32 protein-coding genes and 2 pseudogenes are annotated in these 22,826 nt (G+C 59.8%); 14 read left to right on the forward strand and 20 right to left on the reverse strand.

Annotated elements, in window-relative coordinates; genetic code table 11:
• Nucleotides 1-75 precede the first annotated feature (75 nt).
• The gene (locus LB558_RS26595) at nt 76-258 is read right to left on the reverse strand and encodes a hypothetical protein (protein WP_224700270.1); all 183 of its coding nucleotides are present in this window, start codon (nt 256-258) and stop codon (nt 76-78) included.
• Between the two features lie 89 nt (nt 259-347).
• Entirely contained in the window at nt 348-749 is a 402-nt protein-coding gene (locus LB558_RS26600) for a DUF2934 domain-containing protein (RefSeq protein ID WP_224700271.1), read from the reverse strand.
• Nucleotides 750-844: 95 nt separating this feature from the next.
• On the opposite strand from LB558_RS26600, the gene LB558_RS26605 reads away from it, so the two are divergent.
• Nucleotides 845-1,102, forward strand: coding sequence for a hypothetical protein (locus LB558_RS26605; protein WP_013531550.1), 258 nt, complete (start codon nt 845-847; stop codon nt 1,100-1,102).
• A 340-nt stretch (nt 1,103-1,442) separates the two neighbouring features.
• Here the strand turns inward: LB558_RS26605 and LB558_RS26610 are convergent, their stop codons facing one another.
• The gene (locus LB558_RS26610) at nt 1,443-1,973 is read right to left on the reverse strand and encodes a hypothetical protein (protein WP_224700272.1); all 531 of its coding nucleotides are present in this window, start codon (nt 1,971-1,973) and stop codon (nt 1,443-1,445) included.
• Between the two features lie 113 nt (nt 1,974-2,086).
• On the opposite strand from LB558_RS26610, the gene LB558_RS26615 reads away from it, so the two are divergent.
• Nucleotides 2,087-2,872 carry a DUF1236 domain-containing protein gene (locus LB558_RS26615; protein WP_224700273.1) on the forward strand — a complete coding sequence of 262 codons (786 nt, stop codon included), beginning with the start codon at nt 2,087-2,089 and terminating at the stop codon, nt 2,870-2,872.
• 125 nt (nt 2,873-2,997) lie between these two features.
• Here LB558_RS26615 and LB558_RS26620 read toward each other — a convergent pair whose 3' ends face one another.
• Nucleotides 2,998-3,162, reverse strand: coding sequence for a DUF3309 family protein (locus LB558_RS26620; RefSeq protein WP_013531546.1), 165 nt, complete (start codon nt 3,160-3,162; stop codon nt 2,998-3,000).
• Nucleotides 3,163-3,312: 150 nt separating this feature from the next.
• Nucleotides 3,313-3,930, reverse strand: coding sequence for a flavodoxin family protein (locus tag LB558_RS26625; RefSeq protein ID WP_224700299.1), 618 nt, complete (start codon nt 3,928-3,930; stop codon nt 3,313-3,315).
• A 313-nt stretch (nt 3,931-4,243) separates the two neighbouring features.
• Between LB558_RS26625 and LB558_RS26630 the strand changes: the two genes are divergently transcribed.
• A complete protein-coding gene (locus LB558_RS26630) occupies nt 4,244-5,083 on the forward strand; it encodes an alpha/beta fold hydrolase (protein ID WP_224700274.1) in 840 nt (279 codons plus the stop codon).
• 24 nt (nt 5,084-5,107) lie between these two features.
• Here LB558_RS26630 and LB558_RS26635 read toward each other — a convergent pair whose 3' ends face one another.
• The 4 genes from LB558_RS26635 to LB558_RS26650 all read right to left on the reverse strand — a co-directional run bounded on the left by LB558_RS26635 (nt 5,108) and on the right by LB558_RS26650 (nt 8,260).
• A complete protein-coding gene (locus LB558_RS26635) occupies nt 5,108-6,448 on the reverse strand; it encodes a PQQ-dependent sugar dehydrogenase (RefSeq protein WP_224700275.1) in 1,341 nt (446 codons plus the stop codon).
• Nucleotides 6,445-6,885, reverse strand: coding sequence for a DUF2231 domain-containing protein (locus tag LB558_RS26640; protein WP_127294592.1), 441 nt, complete (start codon nt 6,883-6,885; stop codon nt 6,445-6,447). The genes LB558_RS26635 and LB558_RS26640 overlap by 4 nt, the downstream gene beginning before the upstream one ends.
• Before the next feature lie 127 nt (nt 6,886-7,012).
• The gene (locus LB558_RS26645) at nt 7,013-7,624 is read right to left on the reverse strand and encodes an alpha-ketoglutarate-dependent dioxygenase AlkB (protein ID WP_224700276.1); all 612 of its coding nucleotides are present in this window, start codon (nt 7,622-7,624) and stop codon (nt 7,013-7,015) included.
• A gap of 315 nt (nt 7,625-7,939) precedes the next feature.
• Entirely contained in the window at nt 7,940-8,260 is a 321-nt protein-coding gene (locus tag LB558_RS26650; RefSeq protein WP_224700277.1) for a hypothetical protein, read from the reverse strand.
• 198 nt (nt 8,261-8,458) lie between these two features.
• On the opposite strand from LB558_RS26650, the gene LB558_RS26655 reads away from it, so the two are divergent.
• From LB558_RS26655 to LB558_RS26665, 3 genes are all read left to right on the forward strand, one after another.
• On the forward strand, nt 8,459-8,758 hold the full coding sequence (locus LB558_RS26655; protein WP_224700278.1) for a PRC-barrel domain-containing protein: 300 nt from the start codon (nt 8,459-8,461) through the stop codon (nt 8,756-8,758).
• Between the two features lie 80 nt (nt 8,759-8,838).
• Nucleotides 8,839-9,273, forward strand: coding sequence for a GFA family protein (locus LB558_RS26660; RefSeq protein WP_224700279.1), 435 nt, complete (start codon nt 8,839-8,841; stop codon nt 9,271-9,273).
• Between the two features lie 82 nt (nt 9,274-9,355).
• Entirely contained in the window at nt 9,356-9,556 is a 201-nt protein-coding gene (locus LB558_RS26665; RefSeq protein ID WP_224700280.1) for a KTSC domain-containing protein, read from the forward strand.
• Nucleotides 9,557-9,705: 149 nt separating this feature from the next.
• Here LB558_RS26665 and LB558_RS26670 read toward each other — a convergent pair whose 3' ends face one another.
• The 4 genes and pseudogenes from LB558_RS26670 to LB558_RS26685 all read right to left on the reverse strand — a co-directional run.
• Entirely contained in the window at nt 9,706-9,981 is a 276-nt protein-coding gene (locus LB558_RS26670) for a DUF6894 family protein (RefSeq protein ID WP_412033503.1), read from the reverse strand.
• Complete coding sequence (locus tag LB558_RS26675) at nt 9,978-10,250, reverse strand: hypothetical protein (protein WP_224700282.1); 273 nt, start codon at nt 10,248-10,250, stop codon at nt 9,978-9,980. Before LB558_RS26675 ends, LB558_RS26670 begins: the two co-directional genes overlap by 4 nt.
• A gap of 257 nt (nt 10,251-10,507) precedes the next feature.
• On the reverse strand, nt 10,508-10,735 hold the full coding sequence (locus tag LB558_RS26680; RefSeq protein ID WP_224700283.1) for a hypothetical protein: 228 nt from the start codon (nt 10,733-10,735) through the stop codon (nt 10,508-10,510).
• A gap of 37 nt (nt 10,736-10,772) precedes the next feature.
• A pseudogene (locus LB558_RS26685) lies at nt 10,773-11,509 on the reverse strand (phosphoketolase); the annotation flags it as partial.
• A 257-nt stretch (nt 11,510-11,766) separates the two neighbouring features.
• Here LB558_RS26685 and LB558_RS26690 point away from each other — a divergent pair.
• The 4 genes from LB558_RS26690 (at nt 11,767) to LB558_RS26705 (ending at nt 14,829) form a co-directional block, all read left to right on the forward strand.
• Entirely contained in the window at nt 11,767-13,758 is a 1,992-nt protein-coding gene (locus tag LB558_RS26690) for a protein-L-isoaspartate(D-aspartate) O-methyltransferase (RefSeq protein WP_224700284.1), read from the forward strand.
• Between the two features lie 151 nt (nt 13,759-13,909).
• A complete protein-coding gene (locus LB558_RS26695) occupies nt 13,910-14,068 on the forward strand; it encodes a hypothetical protein (RefSeq protein ID WP_224700285.1) in 159 nt (52 codons plus the stop codon).
• 48 nt (nt 14,069-14,116) lie between these two features.
• Nucleotides 14,117-14,587, forward strand: coding sequence for a YbhB/YbcL family Raf kinase inhibitor-like protein (locus LB558_RS26700; protein WP_224700286.1), 471 nt, complete (start codon nt 14,117-14,119; stop codon nt 14,585-14,587).
• 83 nt (nt 14,588-14,670) lie between these two features.
• Nucleotides 14,671-14,829, forward strand: coding sequence for a hypothetical protein (locus tag LB558_RS26705; protein WP_081738678.1), 159 nt, complete (start codon nt 14,671-14,673; stop codon nt 14,827-14,829).
• An 80-nt stretch (nt 14,830-14,909) separates the two neighbouring features.
• Here LB558_RS26705 and LB558_RS26710 read toward each other — a convergent pair whose 3' ends face one another.
• Entirely contained in the window at nt 14,910-15,338 is a 429-nt protein-coding gene (locus LB558_RS26710; RefSeq protein WP_224700287.1) for a hypothetical protein, read from the reverse strand.
• 189 nt (nt 15,339-15,527) lie between these two features.
• On the opposite strand from LB558_RS26710, the gene LB558_RS26715 reads away from it, so the two are divergent.
• Nucleotides 15,528-15,707 carry a hypothetical protein gene (locus LB558_RS26715; protein ID WP_224700288.1) on the forward strand — a complete coding sequence of 60 codons (180 nt, stop codon included), beginning with the start codon at nt 15,528-15,530 and terminating at the stop codon, nt 15,705-15,707.
• A gap of 56 nt (nt 15,708-15,763) precedes the next feature.
• On the opposite strand, the gene LB558_RS26720 is transcribed toward LB558_RS26715, so the two are convergent.
• Complete coding sequence (locus LB558_RS26720) at nt 15,764-16,036, reverse strand: hypothetical protein (protein WP_224700289.1); 273 nt, start codon at nt 16,034-16,036, stop codon at nt 15,764-15,766.
• A 488-nt stretch (nt 16,037-16,524) separates the two neighbouring features.
• Between LB558_RS26720 and LB558_RS26725 the strand changes: the two genes are divergently transcribed.
• Complete coding sequence (locus LB558_RS26725; RefSeq protein WP_224700290.1) at nt 16,525-16,920, forward strand: hypothetical protein; 396 nt, start codon at nt 16,525-16,527, stop codon at nt 16,918-16,920.
• 451 nt (nt 16,921-17,371) lie between these two features.
• Complete coding sequence (locus LB558_RS26730) at nt 17,372-17,557, forward strand: hypothetical protein (protein ID WP_224700291.1); 186 nt, start codon at nt 17,372-17,374, stop codon at nt 17,555-17,557.
• A 37-nt stretch (nt 17,558-17,594) separates the two neighbouring features.
• On the opposite strand, the gene LB558_RS26735 is transcribed toward LB558_RS26730, so the two are convergent.
• Together LB558_RS26735 and LB558_RS26740 are read right to left on the reverse strand one after the other, a co-directional pair.
• Nucleotides 17,595-18,344 carry a metallophosphoesterase family protein gene (locus tag LB558_RS26735; protein WP_224700292.1) on the reverse strand — a complete coding sequence of 250 codons (750 nt, stop codon included), beginning with the start codon at nt 18,342-18,344 and terminating at the stop codon, nt 17,595-17,597.
• The gene (locus LB558_RS26740) at nt 18,337-19,146 is read right to left on the reverse strand and encodes a nucleotidyltransferase family protein (RefSeq protein ID WP_224700300.1); all 810 of its coding nucleotides are present in this window, start codon (nt 19,144-19,146) and stop codon (nt 18,337-18,339) included. The genes LB558_RS26735 and LB558_RS26740 overlap by 8 nt, the downstream gene beginning before the upstream one ends.
• 372 nt (nt 19,147-19,518) lie before the next feature.
• Here LB558_RS26740 and LB558_RS26745 point away from each other — a divergent pair, with 372 nt between their 5' ends.
• A complete protein-coding gene (locus LB558_RS26745) occupies nt 19,519-20,430 on the forward strand; it encodes an agmatinase (RefSeq protein WP_224700293.1) in 912 nt (303 codons plus the stop codon).
• A gap of 2 nt (nt 20,431-20,432) precedes the next feature.
• On the opposite strand, the gene LB558_RS26750 is transcribed toward LB558_RS26745, so the two are convergent.
• The 3 genes and pseudogenes from LB558_RS26750 to LB558_RS26760 form a co-directional block, all read right to left on the reverse strand.
• Complete coding sequence (locus LB558_RS26750) at nt 20,433-21,089, reverse strand: imm11 family protein (RefSeq protein WP_224700294.1); 657 nt, start codon at nt 21,087-21,089, stop codon at nt 20,433-20,435.
• Nucleotides 21,090-21,153: 64 nt separating this feature from the next.
• A pseudogene (locus LB558_RS26755) lies at nt 21,154-21,794 on the reverse strand (glutathione S-transferase family protein).
• A 40-nt stretch (nt 21,795-21,834) separates the two neighbouring features.
• Complete coding sequence (locus tag LB558_RS26760; RefSeq protein WP_224700295.1) at nt 21,835-22,707, reverse strand: aldose 1-epimerase family protein; 873 nt, start codon at nt 22,705-22,707, stop codon at nt 21,835-21,837.
• Between the last annotated feature and the right edge of the window lie 119 nt (nt 22,708-22,826).

Here is a 22,826-nt window from a genome sequence, read left to right on the forward strand (position 1 = left end):
TGTCCGATGCCATCCAGCACACCCGCCTGTAGAACGCGACGCGCAGCAGAGGTGTGTCGCAATGTAAGACGGAGTTCATTGGCTCTGGGGCACAGTAGCTGGCTGATCACCACCAGTCGTGGACTCCGGTCTGGCGGCCTGGTCAACCTGTGGGTTCTTGATGGTGCCGGTATTGGCTTTCATCGGCTCGGTATTGTTGTCGCAGGCGCCAAGCGCAAGGAAAGTGGCCAAGACCGGCAGTGAAAAGAACCTCTTCATCGAAACCTCCTCTGGTTGCTGTCCGCCAAACGAGGTTTCACCAATTTGGTTGCCTGATCGTGCTCTCAAGACGCCTCGGCATTTGACGATCAACGCTTCAAGCTATTGGAATCGGCTGCGATTGTCGGGTCAGGCAAAACCGGGCCACGTTCAGTCTCCGAACCCTCAGCTTCGATCTCCTGAACGGCCCGATCCCAGTGCTCCTGCTCGCGGCCTCCCGGGCGGCCCTCTTGCTCCCAGATTTCATGGGCTCGCCGTTTGATCTTTTCTTCCCTGCTGTCCATGGCTAAAGCCTCCAATCCATCAGTCTCAATTCCGGGCCCTTTTTTTTGTTCCTCCTCTGTCTGGAACAGCCGCTGCCGGAACCGCGATTTCGGGGAAAGCCCTTGTGGATTGCGTGGGATGAGCCGCTTGGTAATTTTCGTACCGATATTTTTTCGTGACACACCGATGCCCGCAGTTTTATGAATCAGGCCATCGGCCAGCGCCAAGCACGTCCCTCTCCGATCCCATTGCCCGGCGCTCAATGCCTGATCGCCCGTCGCGCCGATATGGCGGGCTGTTGCTTCGATTGGAGGTAACGCCCATGCGGGAATTGCCGAAGGACATCGACGCCGATGTGGTCATCGAAATCAGCAAGCTGCTGGACGACAGCCCGCTTTTCGTCCCGGTGCGGGTTCATGAGCTCGCGGCCAGGGTGAGGCAGAGGGTGAAGACGGGTCTGCCGGATCTTTCGATCGAGGAACTGATCGTGGAGATGGCCTCCGTACGTCAGTTGGCCATGGCCTTTGATCTGCCTGGATCCGAGAATGTGGTGCAAATCCCGGTGCGGTATCGCCGCTAGGACTGCGGCATCACACGCTCCATCTGGAGGTCAGGACAAGCGACGCCTCAACATCTGTGCACCGATCTCATCGCGTGCTTTGACGGTTATCTTGACGAAATCGCAATCGGGCATTCGTCTTGGGCGACATCCTGCAAAATACGAATTGTTTCCGCTCTGGCTTGTTCCCGGGATTCGAACAGTTGCCGTTATTGTCGGGCACGATGCCGTCACCATTTTGAAGATCGAAATAGTACCCGCTTCATTTTCGGGTCACGCCGGAAACATCTTGCGTGTCAATGATTTCGCTTCATTGGTGGTTCCAGCTCGCTCGGCGGCCGTGCTGGTGAGACATGGTCCTTCAACGCACCGCAGCGCGAAGCGCCGATATGAAAAGCACCAGCAACGCCAAGGCATTGAGACCAGCGGCGATGGCATGCGAATACTCCCATTGGCGCCGCATTAGCTCCCAGTTTTCAGGGAGGACAGTCCAGTTCCGGGTCGCCTGATTGATTGGATAGGTCAGCGTCCAGAAGGCAAATTGCGTGGCGCCGATGCTGAGAAAGGCGACAACAACCAAGCCGAAAGATGCACTCGCTCGGTAGAGCAGGATTGCCAGGGCGGCCGTAGAGAGCAATGCTCCCAGCACCACGATGGCGAACAGGCTCCATCCATCATAGGCGCGTTGCGCAGCCAGATAGTTCGGCCCGTCCAGCCTCATCTTGTTGAACATCGCGAAAAAATGCGCGGCGGCCGGAGCGAAAGCCAGTGCAACGAAAATGAAGCTGACCACTCTCAGACTATAAATTGCCATGCCGGTCTCCTTAAGGAGACAGCTAGGGCAATCGGCAAGGTTGAAAAGGTCGTTTTGACGACGGCTTCCGCCCGCCATCGTATGTCTCAAGTGAGGTCGTTTTTTTAGCCCTCACTCAACTATCTCGGAACATTTTTTTTGGGTGCTGGTTCTACGCACTGAAGGGACGAACCTTACTCGGGAGATTTCCCATGAAACATGTTCTCATTACCAGCATGCTGGCGATCGGGCTCGGCTGTGGAACGGCAATGGCTCAGACACAACAGCCCGAAAGCCAATCTGGCGCAGACGCCAGTTGCGCTTCCGGGCAGGCTGACTGCCAGAGCGGTTCCAAGATGGGCGAGCAGGCCCAGGGCAAAGCCAAGCTGAAGACCGACGAGCAGGCTCAGGGCAAAGCCGGCACCTCCACCGACCAACAGGCGCAGGGCAAAGCCAAGCTGAAGACCGACGAGCAGGCTCAGGGCAAGGCCGGCACCTCCACCGACCAGCAGGCGCAGGGCAAGGCCAAGCTGAAGACCGACGAGCAGGTTCAGGGCAAGGCCGGCACCTCCACCGACCAACAGGCGCAGGGCAAGGCCAAGCTGAAGACCGACGAGCAGGCCCAGGGCAAGGCCGGCACCACCACCGACCAGCAGGCTCAAGACAAGACCAAGATGCAGACCGACGAGCAGGCTCAGGGTAAGGCCTCGACACAGGATACGACGTCGACCGGTTCCATCAACAACGTGACGGTGGAACAGAAAACCCAAGTCACTCAGATCATCCGGGAGACGAAGGTCGAGCCTGTCTCCAATGTCGATTTTGACATCAGCGTCGGCGTCGAAGTCCCACGGCAGAAGGTCAGGCTACATCGTTTGCCGGCTCGTATCGTCAAGATCGTCCCCGCTTACGAAAGCTACGAGTATTTCGTGCTTGCGGACGGCCGAATCGTCATCGTTGATCCGGATACGTTCAAGATCGTCCTGATCTTGACCTAACATGTCCGACTGGTCCGCCCTCTAGAGGGCGGACCGTCATTGCTGGACTGCTATCGATTCAAAGCAACCCCGGAAGGACCGCAAGCGGCAGGTAATACAGTCTGCCACCCGCATCGCGGGCTCGGCTAGAGACGCCCGAGCACGACCAGGATAATGACTATAAGAAGCAGCAGGCCGAGGCCGCCGCCGCCATAATAGCCGGTGCCGTAGAATGGCCCGCCGCCAAGCCCACTAAAACCGCCAAGCAATGCAATAATCAGAATGATGATGAGAATTGTGCCGAGACCCATGACTTTCTCTCCTGTTTGCGGTTCGCGCCGTTTAGACTGAGCGGCGGTCGCCGCTGAATATGAACTCGCTACAAGCCTTCCTGTTCCCGACTAAGACCTCATCGACCCTGCCAGGGTCTGTTCGCTCAAAGGTGTTCAGGCGGACACGGGTCACCTCGAAACGCCCGAGTAGCCTCGGTCCTTCAACAATCCAGCGAGATGGGCAGCGTTTGAGGCTGCCATTTCGATCGCACCCGAGACTTTTTCCGGAGTTGCCGGCAGGTCGACATAGTTGACCTCCTGCATGGCCTCGCCAACCCAGTAGACCCCGCCATTGGCCGGGATGGTGAAGCCAACATCGTTCAATGCCTGAAAGCATTCCGCGTGGCAGTGATGCGCACCGTCCTCATTGCCGACGATGGCCACCAGCGCCACCTTTCCTGCTGCCGGCATTCGTCCTCTGTCATCGGTCTCCTCAAGAAACGCATCCATCCGCTCCAGGACGCGCTTGGCCACACTCGAGGGCTGGCCAAGCCAGATCGGGAGTCCGAGCACGAAGATGTCGGCCGCCAGTATTTTCTTCCTGAGTTTCGGCCAATCGTCGCCCTTGCCCATGTCAGAGAGCACGCCGGGTTTGATATCGTGGCTGAGCGCACGCACGATCTCGCCCTTCACTTGGTATTGCATCAGCGCCGCCAGGACATCCGTGAGCAACCGATCGGTGGAGGATTTTTCCCTGTCGTTCGAAGCTTTGAGCGAGCAATTGAGCGCGAAGGCCGTAAGCGGCATGTGAATCTCCCTGCATTGTCCTGATTGCAAATCGCCGCCGCGATGACATCGCGACAGCCCATTCGCCCGTTGCGGGTTCGCCCGCATTTCAACGCCAGCGTTGAATGCTTGTTCCGCAGGCGGACCAACAGGCCGGTGGCGAGATGGCCCCTCCTCCACCTGGTGACGGTCCAGCCGGCTCACAGTGGCTGGGTTCTTGAGCACTGACCATTGCCGGAGAACAGGGAGCAGTGAGCGATGCCGGCGGAACTTGGTCGAGCAACCTATTCGTTCGCTGGTCGTTTTCTCCTGAGTTCCTGAGAATGGATAGACGATGCTCGTCCGGACCCTCGAAGCAGGCGATATGCAGCTGGCGGTATCCATGGCCGGCGAGCCCGGCCGACCGGCCTTGATCCTTCTGCACGGCTGGCCCCATTCCCGGAAAATCTATGATGGTGTGATCGATGAACTTGGCACGCGGTACTTTACGCTGGCTTTCGATCTTCCGGAGATCGGTGAATCGCGTGGTCCACCGCCGTCGGCGGAAAAGAAGGTTCTTGCCGATATCGTGATTTCGGCCGCCGAGGCGCTTGGGGCCAAATCCATCGTCGTTGCAGGCTTTGATGTGGGGGGCATGATTGCCTTCGCCGCTGTTCGCCATCATGGCGATCGCATCGTTGGCGCGGTGCCGATAAATACGGTTATCCCCGGCCTTCATCCATGGACGAAGGTAATCGCAAACCCGGACATCTGGCACTTCGCGTTCCATGCAGTGCCTGAGTTACCGGAGTTGCTGGTGACAGGCCACCAGCGCGCCTACTTCGATCTCTTCTTCGATCTGCTCGCCGGCCGTCCCGATGCATTGACCAATGAGATGCGGGAGACGTTTACGCAGGCCTATGCGAGGCCGGAGGCACTTAAGGCCGGCTTTGATTGGTATCGCGCGTTCAAGGAGGATGCCAAGGTCAATGCAGTACCGGCGCGCATCGAAATTCCGATCCTCTATATCCGCGGCGACGCGGATTTCGGATCGATCGACGATTACCTCGAAGGCTTGAGGCTGTCTGGCGCAAAGAGCCTGCAAGGTCACAAGATCGCCAACTGCGGCGAATTCCTGCCGATCGAGGCGCCGGCAGAATTCGTCAAGGCGCTAATGGAATTTGCACCGAGATAGTGCGATCCGCGTTTGCGCAGGTGCCTACCGGCTCGCGGAAGTTACACGCCAGACCGTGTTTCCGACATCGTCGGCAATCAGCAACGCGCCCGATTTGTCGACGGCAACGCCGACGGGCCGCCCGTGGACCTTACTGTCGTTGACCAGGAAACCGGTGACGACATCCTGCGGCTTGCCGTCTGGATGGCCGTCCTTGAACGGCACGAACACGACCTTGTAGCCGTTGAAGCTCTTGCGGTTCCAGCTACCATGCTCGCCAACAAAGGCGCCATTGCGATATGGGTCCGGCAGGTTGGTTCCAGTGTAGAACGTCAAGCCCAGAGGTGCGACGTGGGAACTCAAGGCATAGTCGGGAGGGATGGCCTTGGCGACGAGGTCCGGCCGCTGCGGCATCACGCGCGGGTCCACATGCTGACCATAGTAGCTGTACGGCCAACCATAGAACGCGCCGTCCTTGACCGAGGTCATGTAGTCGGGAACCAGATTAGGCCCGAGTTCGTCGCGCTCGTTGATCACAGCCCACAGCGCGCCGCTCTGCGGCTCCCAGCTCAGCCCGTTGGGATTGCGCAGGCCGCTCGCAAAAATACGATAGCGGCCTGTGGCCCTGTCGACTTCCCATATCGCGGCCCGGTCCTTTTCTGCCTGGATGCCGTTCTCGGTGATGTTGCTGTTGGATCCGATGCCGACATAAAGCAGAGACCCGTCGGGGCTGGCTACGAGAGACTTTGTCCAGTGGTGGTCGATGGGCCCGCCGGGCAACGGCGTCAGTACCGTGCCCGGGGCGGTGATCTTGGTGTCACCCGACGTGTAGGGGTACCGCACGATGGCGTCGGTGTTGGCGACGTAGAGATCGTTGCCGACCAGAGCCACGCCAAAGGGCGAATTGAGATGATCGAGGAAGACCTCTTGGACATCGGGCACACCATCCCCGTTCGTATCGCGCAGCAGGGTGATACGGTTGCTTCCTTCGGTGCCGCCGCCTGACGTCGCCATGGACTCGATCCAGCCCATGATCAGGTCTTTCGGCCGCTTGATCGCGGCACCGGGCGGCGCCACCGACTCGACCACCAGAACGTCACCATTCGGCAATGTGTAAAGCGAGCGCGGATGCCTCAAGCCCTTGGCGAAGGCCTGGATTTGCAAACCCTTGGCGACCATCGGCTTCTCGTCTTGTTTCCAGCCGATGACCGACGCGACATGCATCGGCGGCACCAGATACTGAATAGGTTCAGGAAGCATCGGGTTCGCTCCGACCTCGTCGGTGGGATTCGGTTCGTTGTCGCTGCATGCGGGCAGCGCCAAAATCGATCCGCACAGCAGACCGAGGCTCGCAATACGCCGGATATGTCTTGCGGAGACATTCATTCGACCACCTCCACTTGAGTGCGGCCGGAACTCCATCCCAGCAGCCCCAGCAAGAGGATAACGATTACGGCGACGGCGGACAGGATGAGCCCCGTCGGCACCACCGAGGTCCAGGCATCCCGGCTGTGCACCAGTGCGTTGAAGAGCGATACGACGAGCACGACGAGACTGCCGAGGAGGTATGGCCATACACGTCCGGCTTCACCGGAAAGCCTGCCGGTAAACAAATCGACCAGTGCTGCAAGAACCGCGAGCACGCCCACCACCAGACCCGCAAGGAGCAGCCAGGCGGAAAAATCGGCCCACATCATTTCAGCGCTTCGCCAATAGGCAACGTCGGTCAGCAACGTGCCGACGAAACATGCATTTGCGACTGCCATCGGCGTTTTATGGAACGGACGCCTGGCGGCCACCAACACGGATCGGGCACGGGCCATGACATTCTCCACCTTTGAAGCTGTACCTGTCCTCCAAACCAACTTGTGGTTGGGAGGTTCCCGGAACCATTTGCGTTCAAGAACTCGTGATGGCGCTGGCGTGCCTCAGACGCCTCGCGCGCGACGCTCATGCGGAGTTGGCGCGCAATGTCCGCAAGGTGATCGAGTATCGATGCAGGTCAACTGGCGGAATGCTATGCTCCCATTCCGTGCGCGATGGTCCGCTCATGAGATACGCCGACCTTGGTTCGACGACGATGGTGCGGCGATCCCACTTGGCGCCATTCTTCCGCCGGAGCCGGAAGCTGCAAGGCGCCAGCAACGAAACACCCGCAACGTCTTCGAAATGAGGCTTGTCTCGATGCCAGCCGATGCCGGCGCCGGGCCGGTATTCATTGATCAACACTTGCGCGAAGGCCTCGGCGGGCCTGCCTGCCAATGCTGCGATCTTATCGCGTAGGGCCAACAGGAAGTCAGGGATCGGCGGCGCCTGGACGACCTGACGCCTGTCATAGTCGTAACTCAGGCCGAAACGAACGACGCGCCGGTTTGCCAGATGGCCATGGAAATCGAACGCCTCGAAGGGCAGGCCTTCGAGATGCCCGGCGAGTTCCGTTTCTTCTTGCGCGGTGATCAGTTCGGGCTTGTAGAGGAAACCTTCCGGCAGGTCGTCGGCAGCACCAAAGAGATCGTGCTGGAGCCTGGATGAGCCGAGTGTTTTCGATGTCGGTGTCGCCATCCTGGCTAGATGGTGAAGGCCAGCCCGCCTGGCAATATCGGAACCGAGCCAGCAAATCTGCACTCCGCCCTGCGGACTCCACCGCATCGGACAAAGCCTGCCAATCCGGAGTTTATCGGGGTGACTGTATTCAACTCAGGATTCGCGAGCACGCCTTGAATGCGACCGAGGGAGGTTGCGTGCATGTACGTACGGTTCTTACCAAACCGTGAGCCTTTGTTGCCAGTTGCTTGTCAGCAACTAGATTGGCAACGCGGCATCCCGAAACATGCCGCAGTGGCCGGCGCGGGTTCGGGCAACGGTGTCTCACCGGCATCATCGCGTCGGCCACTCGAAATGTCCTCCTGGCGGTTCAGTGGCGGAGAAGCCTCTGTTGGCCCCGACGCTCAAGCGAGAGGCCGCTCCTGCGAACCCGATGATTCCGACTTCCGCTTCGGTAGCCTCCGAAGTCCTGGCCACCACCGAGGCCAGTCCGCTTTCCAGAAAATAGACGGCGTCGATCTTTTGCCCCGTATTCTCCAGCGGCGCGCGCAACTCCAGCAAAACGCTCGCCAGATGCGGCCTTAGCCGCGCGAGATCGTCCGTGCTCATGCGTGGAAGCAATTCGCTCCTGGATTGCAGGATCTGGCAATCCACGAGACTCTTCCCTTGGGCAAGAGCACTGGGATCTCTCAGCCGGCCGCGCCCGTCGAACGAGCGGACGGTAACTTTGCGAGTCAATTCGGGCCGAGGCTGATTTGAGGGTCTTGCGTCGTCGGCGTCGCCCCCGAAATTGTTCGGAACGATTGCTCGGCTGAGAGGTTCAAATATTCCACCCAACAGGAGTCTCGAACGATGGATCACACCAATCACGTACGCCTCACAAGCACCGAACTGACGCCAGACATTCTCGAAGACGCCACGATTTACGACGCGGACGACAACAAGGTCGGCAGCGTTTCGCATGTCCATGGCTCTGGAGCCGCCAGTCAGGTCATCATCGATGTCGGCGGCTTTCTCGGCATAGGCGCCAAGCCGGTGGCCGTTCCCGCGAGCCAGTTGGAATTCATGCGCGATGAAGACGGCGACGTTCACGCGGTGACGAACTGGACCAAGGATCAGCTCAAGAGCATGCCCGAGCATCACGATGCATGATTTCAAGGCCTCGCCTTGAAGGGGAGCGGCCGTTCGGCCGCTCCCTGAATGTCTCTTAGGCGCAACAGGATGGACAGACGATGCGGCGCGAGACCGGAGCCTGCTTCTGCGGACGGATCGCGGCAGCCATGGACGGGGAGCCTTTCTGGATATGCTACGATCACGACGACGATTGCCGCCGGGCCATCGGAAGTCCGCTGACGATCTGGGTCGGTTACCGGCCGAAGCAATTTCAGCTTCTTAGGGGAACACCGAAGGCCTTTTCCAAAACGCCAGGCGTTACCCGCACGTTCTGCCCAGACTGTGGAAGCTCGATAGGCTATAGTGACGAAGGGCTGCCGGACGAGTTCTATGTGACGGTCGGTTTCTTTGACAAACCTGAAGGTTTTCGGCCGCAAGCCCATGCCTACTGGGGCCTGAGGCTGCCGTGGATCGAGTTTGATGACAGCCTGCCACGCATCGACCGATATTCGAGGAAGCGCGACCTGAAGTTCGGCAACCCACGCGACCGGTAGTCGCGGCGCGAGGCGCGAGGACATCGGCGGAACCTGACGATCGCTAACGGGTTATTCGGAACAGACCCCGTCGGGTGCCACTATGCCATCGACCGTGATCCGAAACGCACAATACGATCCCGATACAAGGATCCTCTCGGTCTGGTTTGTGCCGAGCGGCAAACGTTACGACTATGAGGATGTGGCGCCGGCCACTTATGCCGCTTTCACCAAAGCTTCCTCAAAGGGCCGCTTCTTCAATGAATTCATCCGAGATCGCCATCGGTACCGCCGCGTGGCGTGACAATTTCGGACGTGAGCAGGCGATGCACGGAACCTGACCGGCATCGTCTCGTTGAAGTCTCTTCGATGCAAACCAGACAATGACAATTCATCTGGATATGCTCGCATTGCGCCCAGCCTGTATGATCCCAGCAAAGCGATGGGCCGCAGTTAAAGGGGTGCCCCGGCCCTTTCGGCCGCGAGCGCAAAGGGGAAGCGCAGGACCAGGTTGCGGTTCTCATCAAAAATCTCGAAGGCCAAGCCGATACGCAGCGGTTTGCCATGCAGCAGTTCTTCGGCGAGGATTTCCTTCGCCGATGCCATCGCGTTTTCCTCGGCGCTCGCGAGATCAGGAAATTCCTGGCCCTCGGGATCCTCCTGCAAGCTTCCGCTCTCATCTCGAAGGTCGAAAAAGTATTTGGACATGCCGACTGAACTCCTGCTCATCGCGATGGTGGCATCGGAAGCGCCAGCCTCAGATTTTCAGTGCCTGATGTACCGGGATTGTCGAAGAGCACAGCGAGGCCATGCTCTATGGCGCAAGCCGCAATCAGGTCATCGAAAGCCTTTCCCGAAAGCGGGCAACTTGGCATAACCTCTCGAATGGCGGTTCCGGCCTTCGCGGTAGAGATCACATCGTGGCGTTTCCTGCGCGTCTCGACATATTGCTCGACCAGGATTTTCAGGCGCTTTACCGCAACGTCGTCCGTAAACATGGATTCCTCAGCCAGTGCCCAAAGTAAGGCTGTCGGCCTGATCATCGGCCGGCGATCTCGGGGTCAGCCGGGATTGGTCGCACAATATTTCCATGAGCAGTTGGTTCCCCGGACCGCTCGCTTGGTAATTTTCGTACAGGGAGACTCTTGCCGTCGCACTTTATAAAGCCGAACCGACGCCGATTTTCCGGCCAGCCCTCAGACTTGAATCACCTTGCGGCTGTGACGTGCAACGACACTTTCCTCATCGGTCACAATCACGCGCACCTCCACCTTGCTCTCGGCCGACTGATGATTTCGGCGTGGGTGTCGTTGGCGTGTTCTTCAATCACCACGCCAAGCCAGGTCAATTTTTCGCATATGGCCTTGCGGATGGACGCGGACCGTTCGCCGATGCCGGCGGTGAACACGAGGCATTCAAGACCACCCATCGTGTTTGCAAGCGCCGCGGCCTCTTTCGCGGCGCGAAAGGCGAAAAGCGCCATCGCCTCATGAGCGCGAGGATCATTGCTCGCTTCCAGCGTCTTCCGGCTCGTGGCCCTCGACGAAGAACGGTTCGTAGCCATAGCCGGCGAAAAGGTCTCGCAACTCCTGGTCTTCCATGCGGCCGAGGATCGTCGGATTGGCGATCTTGTAGCCGTTGAGATGCAGGATCGGCAGGACGGCGCCGTCCGACATCGGGTTCAGGAACTTGTTGGAATGCCATGCCGCCGCGAGCGGACCGGTCTCGGCTTCGCCGTCACCAACGACGCAGGCAACCACCAGGTCCGGATTGTCGAAGGCCGCACCGAAGGCATGGACAAGGGCATATCCCAGTTCACCTCCCTCATGGATGGAGCCGGGCGTCTCGGGCGCGGCATGGCTTGGTACGCCGCCGGGGAAGGAAAACTGCCGGAACAGTTTCCTGAGACCATCTTCCCCCTGCCCGATATCGGGATAGATCTCGCTATAGGTGCCCTCGAGCCAGGTGTTGGCAACCATTGCGGGACCGCCATGGCCCGGGCCGCAGATAAACAGAATATCGAGGCCGCTTTCGCGGATACGCGGTTCAGATGCAGGTAGAGAAAATTCAGCCCCGGCGCCGTGCCCCAATGGCCAAGCAGCCGCGGCTTGACATGTTCTGCCTTCAACGGTTCGCGCAACAGCGGATTGTCGAGCAGATAGATCTGGCCGATGTAATTCGCGGCGCGCCAGTAACGGTCCATGAGGTCGATCCGTTGGTGGCCGATAGCCTGCGGCGCGGCTGCCTTGCCGTTCATCGACACCTCCAGCTTCGTTCGCTGGTGATAACTGAGGCATCTTTGCGCTTGAGCAACCCCCGACTGCCGCCGTCCGGGACGGCGTCGCGACCCACGCCAAGAAACCGCACGCTATCCCGGCGGGCTCGCGGCTCTGTCCGCAAATAGTCGGGAACCTTGAGGTCCCCCGGCGGTTAGAAATTGGAATCGCGAAGGCAGGCTCAAGGCAGGTACCGCGAGGATAGCCTCGAAGCGTTGCACCAAAGGGGAGCTAAAAGATGCTCGATCTTCCTCGTGCTCGTGATCGAATGGTCAATATCCATGTCGGACGGCGCGGCATCCATGACCGTGAGATTCTGCAGGCTGTGCGCGAAGTTCCGCGCGAGGCCTTTGTCGAACCCGGCTTCGAGGAATTTGCTTATGAAGACACGCCGCTGCCGATCGCCGACGGCCAAACCATATCGCAACCCTACATCGTCGCGTTCATGATCGAGATGGCGGATGTCAAAGCTGGTGACCACGTGCTCGAAATTGGCACGGGCTCGGGTTACGCGGCCGCGGTGATGAGCCGGATCGTCGAACAGGTCTACACCATAGAGCGCCATCCCGGTTTGGCCGAAACGGCGAAGCGGCGGTTTGAAAAACTCGGCTACCAAAACATCGAGGTTCGGACAGGCGATGGAACCAAGGGCTGGCCGCAGGCGGCGCCGTTCGATGCCATCGTGGTGACAGCCAGCGGTCCCGGCGCACCGCTCGCCCTTCAGGAGCAACTCGATGTCGGCGGCAGGCTCGTGATTCCGGTCGGCGAAGACCCCGATTTGCAACGTCTGCTCAAAGTCACCCGGACAGGTGCTGCAACCTACAGTGAGGAGGATTTCGGCGGCGTGCGCTTCGTCCCTCTGATCGGCGAGCAGGGTTGGTCGGAAGACGGCACGGTCACCAAGGTCGGTCGTCCGATTCGACATCCGAATCCCATCAGCCTGCCTGATATGATCGCGGCCGCGGCTGAGCCGCTGCCCGATTTCGACGATCCGGCCTTCGGCGCATTGTTCGATCGGTTCGCCGACCGGCGCGTCGTTCTGCTTGGCGAGGCAAGCCATGGCACGTCCGAATTCTACAGGGCGCGCGCCGCGATCACCCGCAGGCTCATCGAACGGCACGGCTTCACCATCGTCGCGGTCGAGGCGGACTGGCCCGACGCGGCGGCGATCGACCGCTATGTTCGCCATCGTCGGCCGCGAACCGGGACTGATGCGCCATTCCAGCGGTTTCCGACTTGGATGTGGCGCAACACCGATGTCGCGGCTTTCACCGATTGGATGCGCCGCTACAACGAGAAGCTTGAGCCATCGGAGCAAGCAGGGTTCTACGGTCTCGACATCTACAATATGAGCGGGTCCATCGCCGCGGTTCTGGATTATCTCGACCGGGTCGATCCCCAGGCAGCCAAAACCGCGCGCGAACGCTATGGCTGCCTGACGCCCTGGCAACACGAACCGTCTACCTACGGCCGAGCGGTGCTCACCGCCGGCTATCAAAAATGCGAGAAAGCCGTGCTGGAACAATGCCGGGACTTGCTCGCCAAACAACTCGATTATGCAAAACAGGACGGAACCGACTTTCTCGACGCCAGTCAGAACGCGCGGCTGATCGCGTCCGCCGAACACTACTACCGGATCATGTATTATGGCGGCGCGGCGTCCTGGAACCTGCGCGACACGCATATGTTCGAGACCTTGGAACATCTGCTGCATGCCGGCGGCCCGAACGCCAAGGCGGTAGTGTGGGCGCACAATTCCCATATCGGCGATGCCCGCTTTACCGAGATGGGTGTCGTCAGGGACGAACTGAACATCGGCCAGCTCTGCCGGCAGCGTTTCGGGGATGAGGCAGCGCTGATCGGTATGGGCACGCATTCCGGCACTGTAGCGGCCGCCAGCGACTGGGATGGCGAAATGGAGGTGAAGCAAGTTCGCCCGTCGCACGCCGACAGCTACGAACGGCTTTGTCACGATTCCCTTGTGTCGCGGTTTCTGCTCGACCTCGGGCACGACACGACGCTGCATGACCGGCTGCTGGAACGCAGGCTGGAGCGGTTTATCGGAGTGATCTACCGGCCGGAAACCGAGCTGCGCAGTCACTATGCGGACGCTTCCCTGCCCCGGCAATTCGACGCGTTCCTATGGTTCGACAAAACCGCGGCAGTGACGCCGCTTGGCCCGGGGCATGCAAGAACCGGCGTTCCCGACACCTACCCATTCGGGCTTTAGCCGACGCACACGCCACAACCAATGAGAGAAGAGAGCTGGAGCCGGAGCGAGTCATTCCGGCTTGCGATTTTAAAACTGAAATCCCCGTCGAAGGAGTTTCTCATGACCGGGAACCAAACATCCAAAGTGGAAAAAACCGAGCGATGCCGACTTGGCGAACAATCCTGGTATCGGGACTTCCAAGGGCACGATCAAGGAAGGCGAAGAGTTCGAGCTTGAAGGCGAGAACACGGTCGAGGGTGACGTCGAAAACGACACGACCGGCGCTGGCGGGATCGATCCAAGACAAAAGATGCGGACCAACAAATAGCGTGCCGGTTCGCGTCGCTGCGATCAATTTTCCCGGAAGGAATGAACCATGCCACTTGCTCTGAGCAGTGCCGCTTTTGCCGAAGGCGGACCAATTCCCGAAAGATATACACGAGATGGCAAAAACGTATCGCCGCCGCTGAAATGGTCTGGAGTGCCGGATGAGGCAAAGAGCCTCGTTCTCGTCGTTCAGGATCCTGATGCGCCGAGCGGAACGTTTGGTCATTGGGCGGTGTTCAACATCTCCGCGGACACAAGGGAACTTCCCGAGGCTGAAAGCGGTAAGCCGGGTCCGGGCGCCCTCCGGCAAGCAACGAATGATTTTGGCAACGCCTATTACGATGGCCCCGAACCGCCCGTCGGACATGGCGTTCACCACTACCATTTCCGGCTGGCAGCGCTCGACACGCCGAGCCTTGCCGCTCCGGCCAGCGCGGGCGTCGAGCGCATCTGGCGGGAGGCGCAGAAACATTCACTCGAGCAGGCTGAACTCATCGGAACCTACGAACGCAGTCCGTAAGTTGGTGACCGAGGTGGCATTGCCCTGCTGCTGCGCGGAACGGTTCTGCTCCTTGCCGGTTGTCTCGGAAAGGAGATGCCGCCATGTTTGGAGATATCATGTGGTTGGTCGTCGTTGCCGGCGGCCCATTGTTGCTGATCGTGCTGTTGGCCTATGCCGTTATCGCACGCCGCCGGCGTGGACCCGCCGAACGAAGGGAAAGCGACCGAGCGACCGACCGGCTATATCAGGACAAGCATTGATCCGCATCGGCAAGACATCCGATCGGCAAGACAGAGGGGATCGTATGCCGCACCGAAGCGACGACGATCCCCAACTACGGTCAGCGCATTATCCTTTGCCGCAACCATGCAAAGAACCTGCCGCTGGTGGCTGAGCGGACCCGCGTCGCAGCCCAGCGCGCTTTCATGGTTGAGCCGACGTGGCAATCGCAGACGATGTCGTGCAACTGCCAGTCATTCAACTCGAAAAAGCGCTTTGCCTCACCATATGTGTCGTCTTTCAAACCCGATGCGCGCAGCACTGGATCTTCGAAGGCAACCGAAATTGCCGTACCCTCGCCCCGCATCATTGAACGTGCTTCAGGGTGCAGATGTTCAGTGCCTGCAAACGCGCCAAGGCATCGCTCGGGATTACGCTCCAGCAGTTCAGCCCAGCGCTCTATGCGCTGATTTCGTGTCATTGCGGAATATGCAGCCGACGATTCAATCTTGGCGACGGCATGCAGTTGGTCGAGTGTTTGATGTTTCATGGCCAGCTCCTGTTGAGGCAGCGAAGTGCCCACGCCTTCAAGGGAATTACCGCGCCCTAATGCTTCGACAAGAGCGCTAGGCTGGAGAATTCGACACGACCGGATTGGGCCGGGATCATAAACACGCGTGCTGCGTTCATCGACGAGGGCTGCTTGTGACAAGCCGCTGATCCGCGACGGGATGCATCCATGTTCATCCAGCCAATCGAGTATTTCCTTGCCGTGTGGTTCGCTCTTGCCGCTGCCTCGACGCTCTATGTCGGTTTCGGTCAATACCGCAACAATCCCGAACCGGTGGTGCATCACACGACGAACAACAATGTCGAGGAAAAGGGCGGCGGGCTGATGGTCGTCATCGACGTCGGCTAGATCTGCCAACCCCTTGTGGATTTGCCGGTGTCATCCCGGGGGCGCGTTGTTGCGCGCTATTTCTTGATAATGGTTCCGTTGCGCAAGTCGAATGCTTCGGTACCGCGAGCCTGGCGGTAGAAATCATCCTGCAATTCGCCCCATTCGCCGAGAAAGGCGCCGCAATTGCTGCAATGAATTGGCGTCGATTCCTTAGCGTTGTCGGGAATGTCCATTTGGATAGTTCCACAAGCCTTGCAATCGAGTTTGTCGTCCAGCCGTCGTCCCATTTCCCAATGATTGCGCATTTTCAGCCATGAGCCAGTTGTCGATTTCGTACCAAGCCGCATCGACCATGGCCCAGCGGTCAATCGCGAGAGTCAAAGAGGACGGCCGGCCCCAGTTCCCGTGCCAGCTCCACGATCGTCTCCATCAACTCATCATCTGTATCCTGCAATAAGGCGCATCCCTGCGAGCGGCCTCTATCGCCGCTTTGACCGAAACGATGTCGCCGTATCGCGCACTTCGAAGCTCCTCTGCCAGAAACGCCTTGGCGTACCGACAGGTCTTGTTGCCCATCTGGCGATGCTCATGCGGCTCCCTCCCATGATCACCTCTGCTTCATTTTGATCCTGTCCAAGGTACAGATCAATCGATGGTACGATTCCGTACGGAACCGCCCGACTGGCTGGGGAGACAGCCGCGTGACGAACGCCCTGGCCAGGTTTTCGGCGTCTCTCCGGGGAGTTGGAACGAAATCGCCCGGGACAGGCCCTGCGGAACCATCGCTCAGCATGGGGGTTTCTTCAAAATCTCTCGAAGGATGCAAGGAGCGACCATGCGTATGTGGACGATAGCTGTCGCACTTTCCGGGGCGGTCAACATTCAGCCCGTCTATGCTCAAACTATGGAACCGCAGCTTCCCCAGGTGACGCCACCGCAGGGCGAAGCGCAGCCGGAACTGGCGCTGCCCGATCCAGGCTCTGCCGATTTGAATTTCACCGGCGTCGCCATTGTCGCCGTCGAGGATTTGCCTGACGAAATCAAGGCGCAGGCGGATGCGGTGATCAATCAGACCAGCGCTGAAGATTTGCTTCGCCTGCAGAACTCCGTCGATGCTTCACCTCAGGCGACATCCGCTTTGAGGGCGAATGGGCTCAATTCCTCGCAGGTTGTCGCTGCAAACATAGATGGCGATGGCACCCTGACGCTGATCATTCAGACGACGACTTGAGGCGCCGAAGCAACCATCCAGCCTTTGCCCATCTGCAGGCTATGGATTTTGTGTCTCGAGGTGCGCGCTTGCCCTGCGATGAAGAAACCTCCCCTCGCCTATGCGTGGAGGGGTGGCTCTTCATTCTCGTCGGGATTAGGGAGCGGAGTCTCATCCGGAAGCCTTTCCGGTTCGGGTTCCTCTATCGGTTCGGGCTTCCATGTTGGAGGCGGCACCGGCACATCGCGATTTGGGTCTGGCTGTCTTGGCTGTGGCATCTGGCTATCTCCGGTCAATCGGAACAACTCGTCCGCCGTCGCATGGTTCCTGGCAGAAGCCGGTCGGCGTGATCGTTATGCCCAACGCAGGCGCATGTTGGTTCGCACACGGATGCCGGCGCAAAAATGCAGATCGTTCGGAACCGGTCTGATTTTCGAGCCGTTGTCGTCGAAAGCGATCAAGGAGAAGCGTGATGAAGGACAAGGCAGGAAATATCGACCATACATTGCCGCAGGTCGCCATCGACGATCAGCAGGTGCAACAGCTGGCCGCCACGACGGATTTGCCCTCCAGGCAGGCTCGCGAACTGGTACGCCGTCATGGCAACGATCCCCGCAAGCTGGAAGAGTTGGCGAAGTCGATCAACGCCACCAATTGAGTCCAGGCCAATGGACATGGACGGCATGCTGTTGGCATCAGATTTCGAGCAAGGCGTAGGGGCGGCCGCCAGGCTTGGCCACATGCATGGCGACGTTGTAGACCTTGGCTCCGCCAGGCGTTTGACCTTCGTAAGAACCGCGATGTGCATGACCGTGCACGACAGCACTAACCTGGAATCGATCGATCGTTTCGGCCAGACGTGAAGAGCCCAGAAATGGAAATATCTCCGGCGGTTCTCCCGCGACGGTCTCGGCAATCGGCGCGTAGTGGAGGATCACCAGCGTGCGCTTCGCCCGCACCTGGCGCATCGCATTTTCAAGTCGCATTGCCTCGTTCACGCTTTCCGCGACCATCGTCTTGATCGCCGGTTCACCGAATGAGCCGAGCATGCGTGACCCGAAGCCGCCTATGAATCCCTTCACGCCGACAAAACCGACCTCCTCGATTTCGACTGTCTGCCCGTCGAGGAGGTGAACATGCGCCTGGCGCAGGATTTTCGTGACGTCTTCCACCGCACCAGACTCGTAGTCATGATTGCCGAGCACCGCCACAACCGGGATCGAGCAGTTGCGCAGATCCTCGGCCAGCATCTCCGCTTCACGAGGTTTGCCGAGATTGGTCAGATCTCCGGTGAGAACGAGAATGTCCGCTTCGCTCGATATCTCCCCGAAGAGGTCTCGATACGAGGTTTGCGCATCTTCCCTTACATGGAGATCCCCGACCGCGGCAACTTTGAGCGCGCGTGCGCCGTCCTTGGGCGCGCTGCTCTTGACGGGATCAGCCATCACGGAATTCTCCCACACCCCCGACGCCGGCGAAGCCCCATTCCTTGACGTCGATGTCGTAATCGGTTTGCGAAAGCAGCCGCCCACGGCAGATCTTCATCCTTGGAGACGGCAACTGCCGTTGCTTGGCGAGGCGGTCGAGCAATTCATCGAGCAGCCACGCCGGGATATGATCGCGCTCGCTCGGATAGATCCATCTGAAATTGATAAGCTGCATCAACAGAACCTCCCAGTGAACCTCCAGATAAGAAAGCAGCCGGTGCCAATCGATTTGATCGCCCGCCTTGAGAATCGTATGAGCGATATCGGCGCCATCGTGTCGCCCTCTGTCCTGGATAAAGCATTTGGACCAGATTAGTTCGGTCGGGCCGATGATCCGCACCCTGCTGCCCAACAGCTCGGTTTGGCGGGCGTGTTCCAGCCACAGGTCGCCAACAGGCATCGTGCCGTTGGCCGAGCCGAATATGACGTCGAAGAAATGCGTGCCCTTGAACACCTTGCCGAGCCACCGGTCGTCCTCGATTTCGATGGCATATCCAAGCTGCTTGAAATGGGCGAGGATCCGCGCGTAGTCCCCTGCCTTGCAGAAGATGTCGAGGTCCTTGGTCTGGCGGGTGACACCCGTATAAGCGCTTACCGCATAAGTTCCGGCGACCAGAAAGGGAATGTCGGTGGCGGTAAGCTCGCGGATGGCTTCGGTGTAAAATACCTCCGCCTCGGCATTTTTGAGCGTCGGTGCCGCCTTTGCGTCGATCATGGGAAGCGAGACCAGGACGTTTTCAGGCAATGGACCATTGGTCATGAAACGATGACTCCGAATCCGGCAACCGGCAGTCGCCCCGCTGTGGTAACAACGTGAACCCGGCCTGGTTCCGCTACCAGGCGACCAGCAAGGTTCATTCTCGCCACGTAACGGAAATTTCGGGATCGCGCCTGCCGATCCAAGCCGCGCCAACGTTCTCACCGGCAGCAAGTCCCTATTTGGCCTCTAGATCGGCCCATGCCACCGCCAATGGCTCATTGGCCCAAATCTGAAACACCACGTGGGCGCTCGATCTCGATCATTTTAGAGTTTATTTGGGTTACCCAATCGGGCACACAAAGCTGAAGCCGAGGCGCTTGATTTAACCGCACCGATCGGCGTGCGCTAAGCCATCATCAGGACCATCAAGGCATGACCCCCTCGCCTCCCTTTCTCGGCTTTCCCGACCGCCTCGCAGATAGCCGCGCCCCCGGTGCGGTGATCTTCGGGGCCGGTCACGGCAGCACCTATCCCGGCAAGGACAGCAGCGGCCACGCCTTGGCGGCGGATGCCATCCGCGCTGCGAGCCAGGACGATGCCGCGCTCGTCGAGCACTGGGATTTCGATCTCGGCGGTCCGCTGTTCGACGGCAAGCCGGTCTCTTGCATCGACGCCGGCGATATCTTGACCACCATGCATGACAATGCCGGCAACCGGGCCCGGATCGAGGCGAAAATGCGCGAGATCCTGGCATTGCCGGCTGTGCCGATCCTGATCGGCGGCGACTGTTCCATGACCATTCCCTTCCTCGCCGGCTTTGCGGAGCACGGGCCGATCTGGGTTCTGCAGATCGACGCCCATATCGATTGGCGCGACGAGGTTCATGGCGAGCGCCACGGCTATTCGAGCCCGATGCGCAGGGCGAGCGAGATGCCGCATGTCGCTGGCATCGTGCAGGTCGGTCTGCGTAGCGTCGGCAGCGCGCGCCTCACCGACATCGAAGCGGCACGGCGCTATGGCAGCCGTTTCGTCACCGCCCGCGAGGTTCATGCCCATGGCGTCGAAGCCGCGCTTCGGCATATTCCGGAAGGCGCGCGGGTCGTCGTCACCCTCGACTGCGACAGCCTTGATCCAAGCATCATGCCGGGCGTGGCGGCGCGTACACCCGGCGGTCTCACCTACACGCAGGTGATCGACCTGATCGCCGGCCTCGGCAGACGGGCCCGGATCGCAGGGTTCGACCTTGTCGAGTTCTATCCTCCGGCCGATATTGACGGCCTGTCAGCGCTGACCGCCGCGCGCCTTCTCGTCAATGTGGTCGGCACCGTCGTCCGGCAGGTTTGACGTCAAAATCCTGCTCTCCGCCGCAGACCGGCCCAAAAAAGCGTGAGCGAGCTTGCGGTTGAAATGCCCTTTTCCGCACCTGGGTATTCGATCCTGCCTTGTCCGACCGGCTCGTCGCTCCAGGCCAAGTTGAATGCGATGCCCTTGAGCCCAAGCTCCCCGATCCGGCGCACGATCGTCTCCTGCAGATAGATATCGGATATCCGCACCCCGTCGGCATGCTCGGGCAGCTTGAATATCTCGGTACCGCCGATTGCGTCCGCTCGAAGGACGAGGCTTTCGATCACCATTATGCCGCCACCGTCAAAGCGAACGATCTTTGAACGTTCCTGGTCCAGCGCATCGATCACGGTGGTGACATTGAAGAGCGATATTGGCTCGTCTGCACGAAGCGGCAGGAATTCACCGTATGGTTCGAGGGTTGGTCGAAGCAACTTCAACGCCCTCGCCCGCAGGAGGAGCACATGCTCGCCAAGCCATGGAAAATCTGAATATTGCCGGAGCGTACCGTCGTCGTGTTCGCGCAGTATCTCCATCCCGGGCGGATGCCATTGTGTCTGCTTCCGTCCGAAGAGCGTCGAAAACAGCTGGTAGTCGTCCGCCTGTCGAGGAAGGACCCATTCCTGTCCTTCGACCACACTCAGGACATAGATCTTCATCCGATCCCCCGCACATCATTGCCTTGGTAGACTCGGCCTGCTGCGCGGTTCTTCGCGCGCGTTCTCACCGCTGGTCCGCGACGGCCGTTTGCGGCACCGGCGGCAATTCGGGTGCATCCATCCCCTTGAAAGGGTCACGCCAGGCGTCGATGTCTTCAAGCCGACGGTACCAGCGGCTGACAGAGGAATAATCGTCGAGCGGCAATCTGGCGGCATCGTCGAACGGCAGGAAGGTCGCCATTCGAAAATCGGCATAGGAAACCGAATTCCCGACCAGCCACCGCCGTTCGGCAAGCACGGCGTCGAGTATTGCCGCGGCGGCATGGAATTGGTTTAGCCCCTCCTCCACCCGCTTCTGATCGATCGGTCCGATACCATACCGCTGTTTGGTGCCACGTTCGAAATGCACCGTGTCGCAAGCGAACGCGAAGTGCTCCTTGCCCCAACTGAGCCACCGGATCATCTCGGGTTCGCCATCGCCGGTGCGCCAGAAATCCGAATGCGCATCGCGCGAGAGCCTGCAGGCTATAGCGTCTGCCTCCCAGAGGCTCTTTCCCTCATCATCCACAAGAATGGGCAGTGAGAGATTGGGATTTGCCCGGCAGCGAATGGCGAGGCGAATTCGAAGTCCACTTTCGTTTCGAGATAGCGTGCGACCGTGACCGCCAATCGAGGATTGGGATTGCGGCTGAAGTACAGCTTCATTGGGCACTCCCGGTGTGGCTGGATCTGCCGATCAGGAACGTCACAGCAGCCGTATCTGATAGCTCATCCCGCGCCTAGCGCCCGGCTCGATCAACATCAGGCCAAGCTTGTCGATGAACTCACCATCGAAGTCCACCGGGCTTGCAATTCCGTGCCAGGGTTCGATGCACAGGAATGGCGCGCCGCCCGGCTTTGACCAGACGCCCAACTCCTGAACCCCATGCCAGGACATCTCGATCGCCGGGCCACGCTCGGCGGCATAGCGTACGCTGGTACTGGAGGGCTGGTCCATGATTACGGCGTCCTCGTCGAACAACCGCTCGGAGAGCGGGAGGATGTTGCCTTCGACGGGCGTCGGCTGTGGCGCTTTCAGCAGCAGTCCGTCCTTAAGGCGACGGATCGGCGCCGGCTCATCGTCGGTGAAAATCAGCCGGTAGTCCGTCTTGGCCAGATCCGGCAGCAAGGGCCAATTGAATCCCGGGTGCGCCCCGATGGAGGCCGGCAGCGGCTCATCGCCGGTGTTGGTGATGTCGAAAGTGACATCAAGCTGCTGGCGGACCAGCGTGTAGGCCACTTCAAGCCGAAAGGCGAACGGATAGCGCGCCCGTGTGTCGGCATCGTCGGTGAGCACCAGCGTGCAGGATCGCGGCCCCTTCTGCGCCCAGGCAAACGGCTTGTCGCGCGCAAACCCGTGCTGCGTCATTGGATAGGTCCGGCCGCGATGGTGCAGATGATCGCCCGCCAGCCGCCCTACGATGGGGAACAGCACCGGCGAGTGCCGCCGCCATTCTGGCCCCGCCTGCCACAGGAATTCAAATCCGTGCGCGTCTCGCAGCGAAATCAGTTCGGCGCCCTGCGCGACGATCGTCGCCGAGATGCCGTCGCCATGAAGCGTTTGGCTGTCCTGTGCCACATTTCCTCGCGGGTCGGTGTTGAAGGCCGGCGCTGTCGGCAGACTAGCAAAAGCTCTTGGGGACTCAAGGTGTAGCCTGATTCTGCCGGAACGAGTTGTGGGGGGGGGGGGGGGGGGGG

Source organism: Mesorhizobium sp. CO1-1-8, assembly GCF_020164875.1.
Taxonomy (GTDB): domain Bacteria; phylum Pseudomonadota; class Alphaproteobacteria; order Rhizobiales; family Rhizobiaceae; genus Mesorhizobium.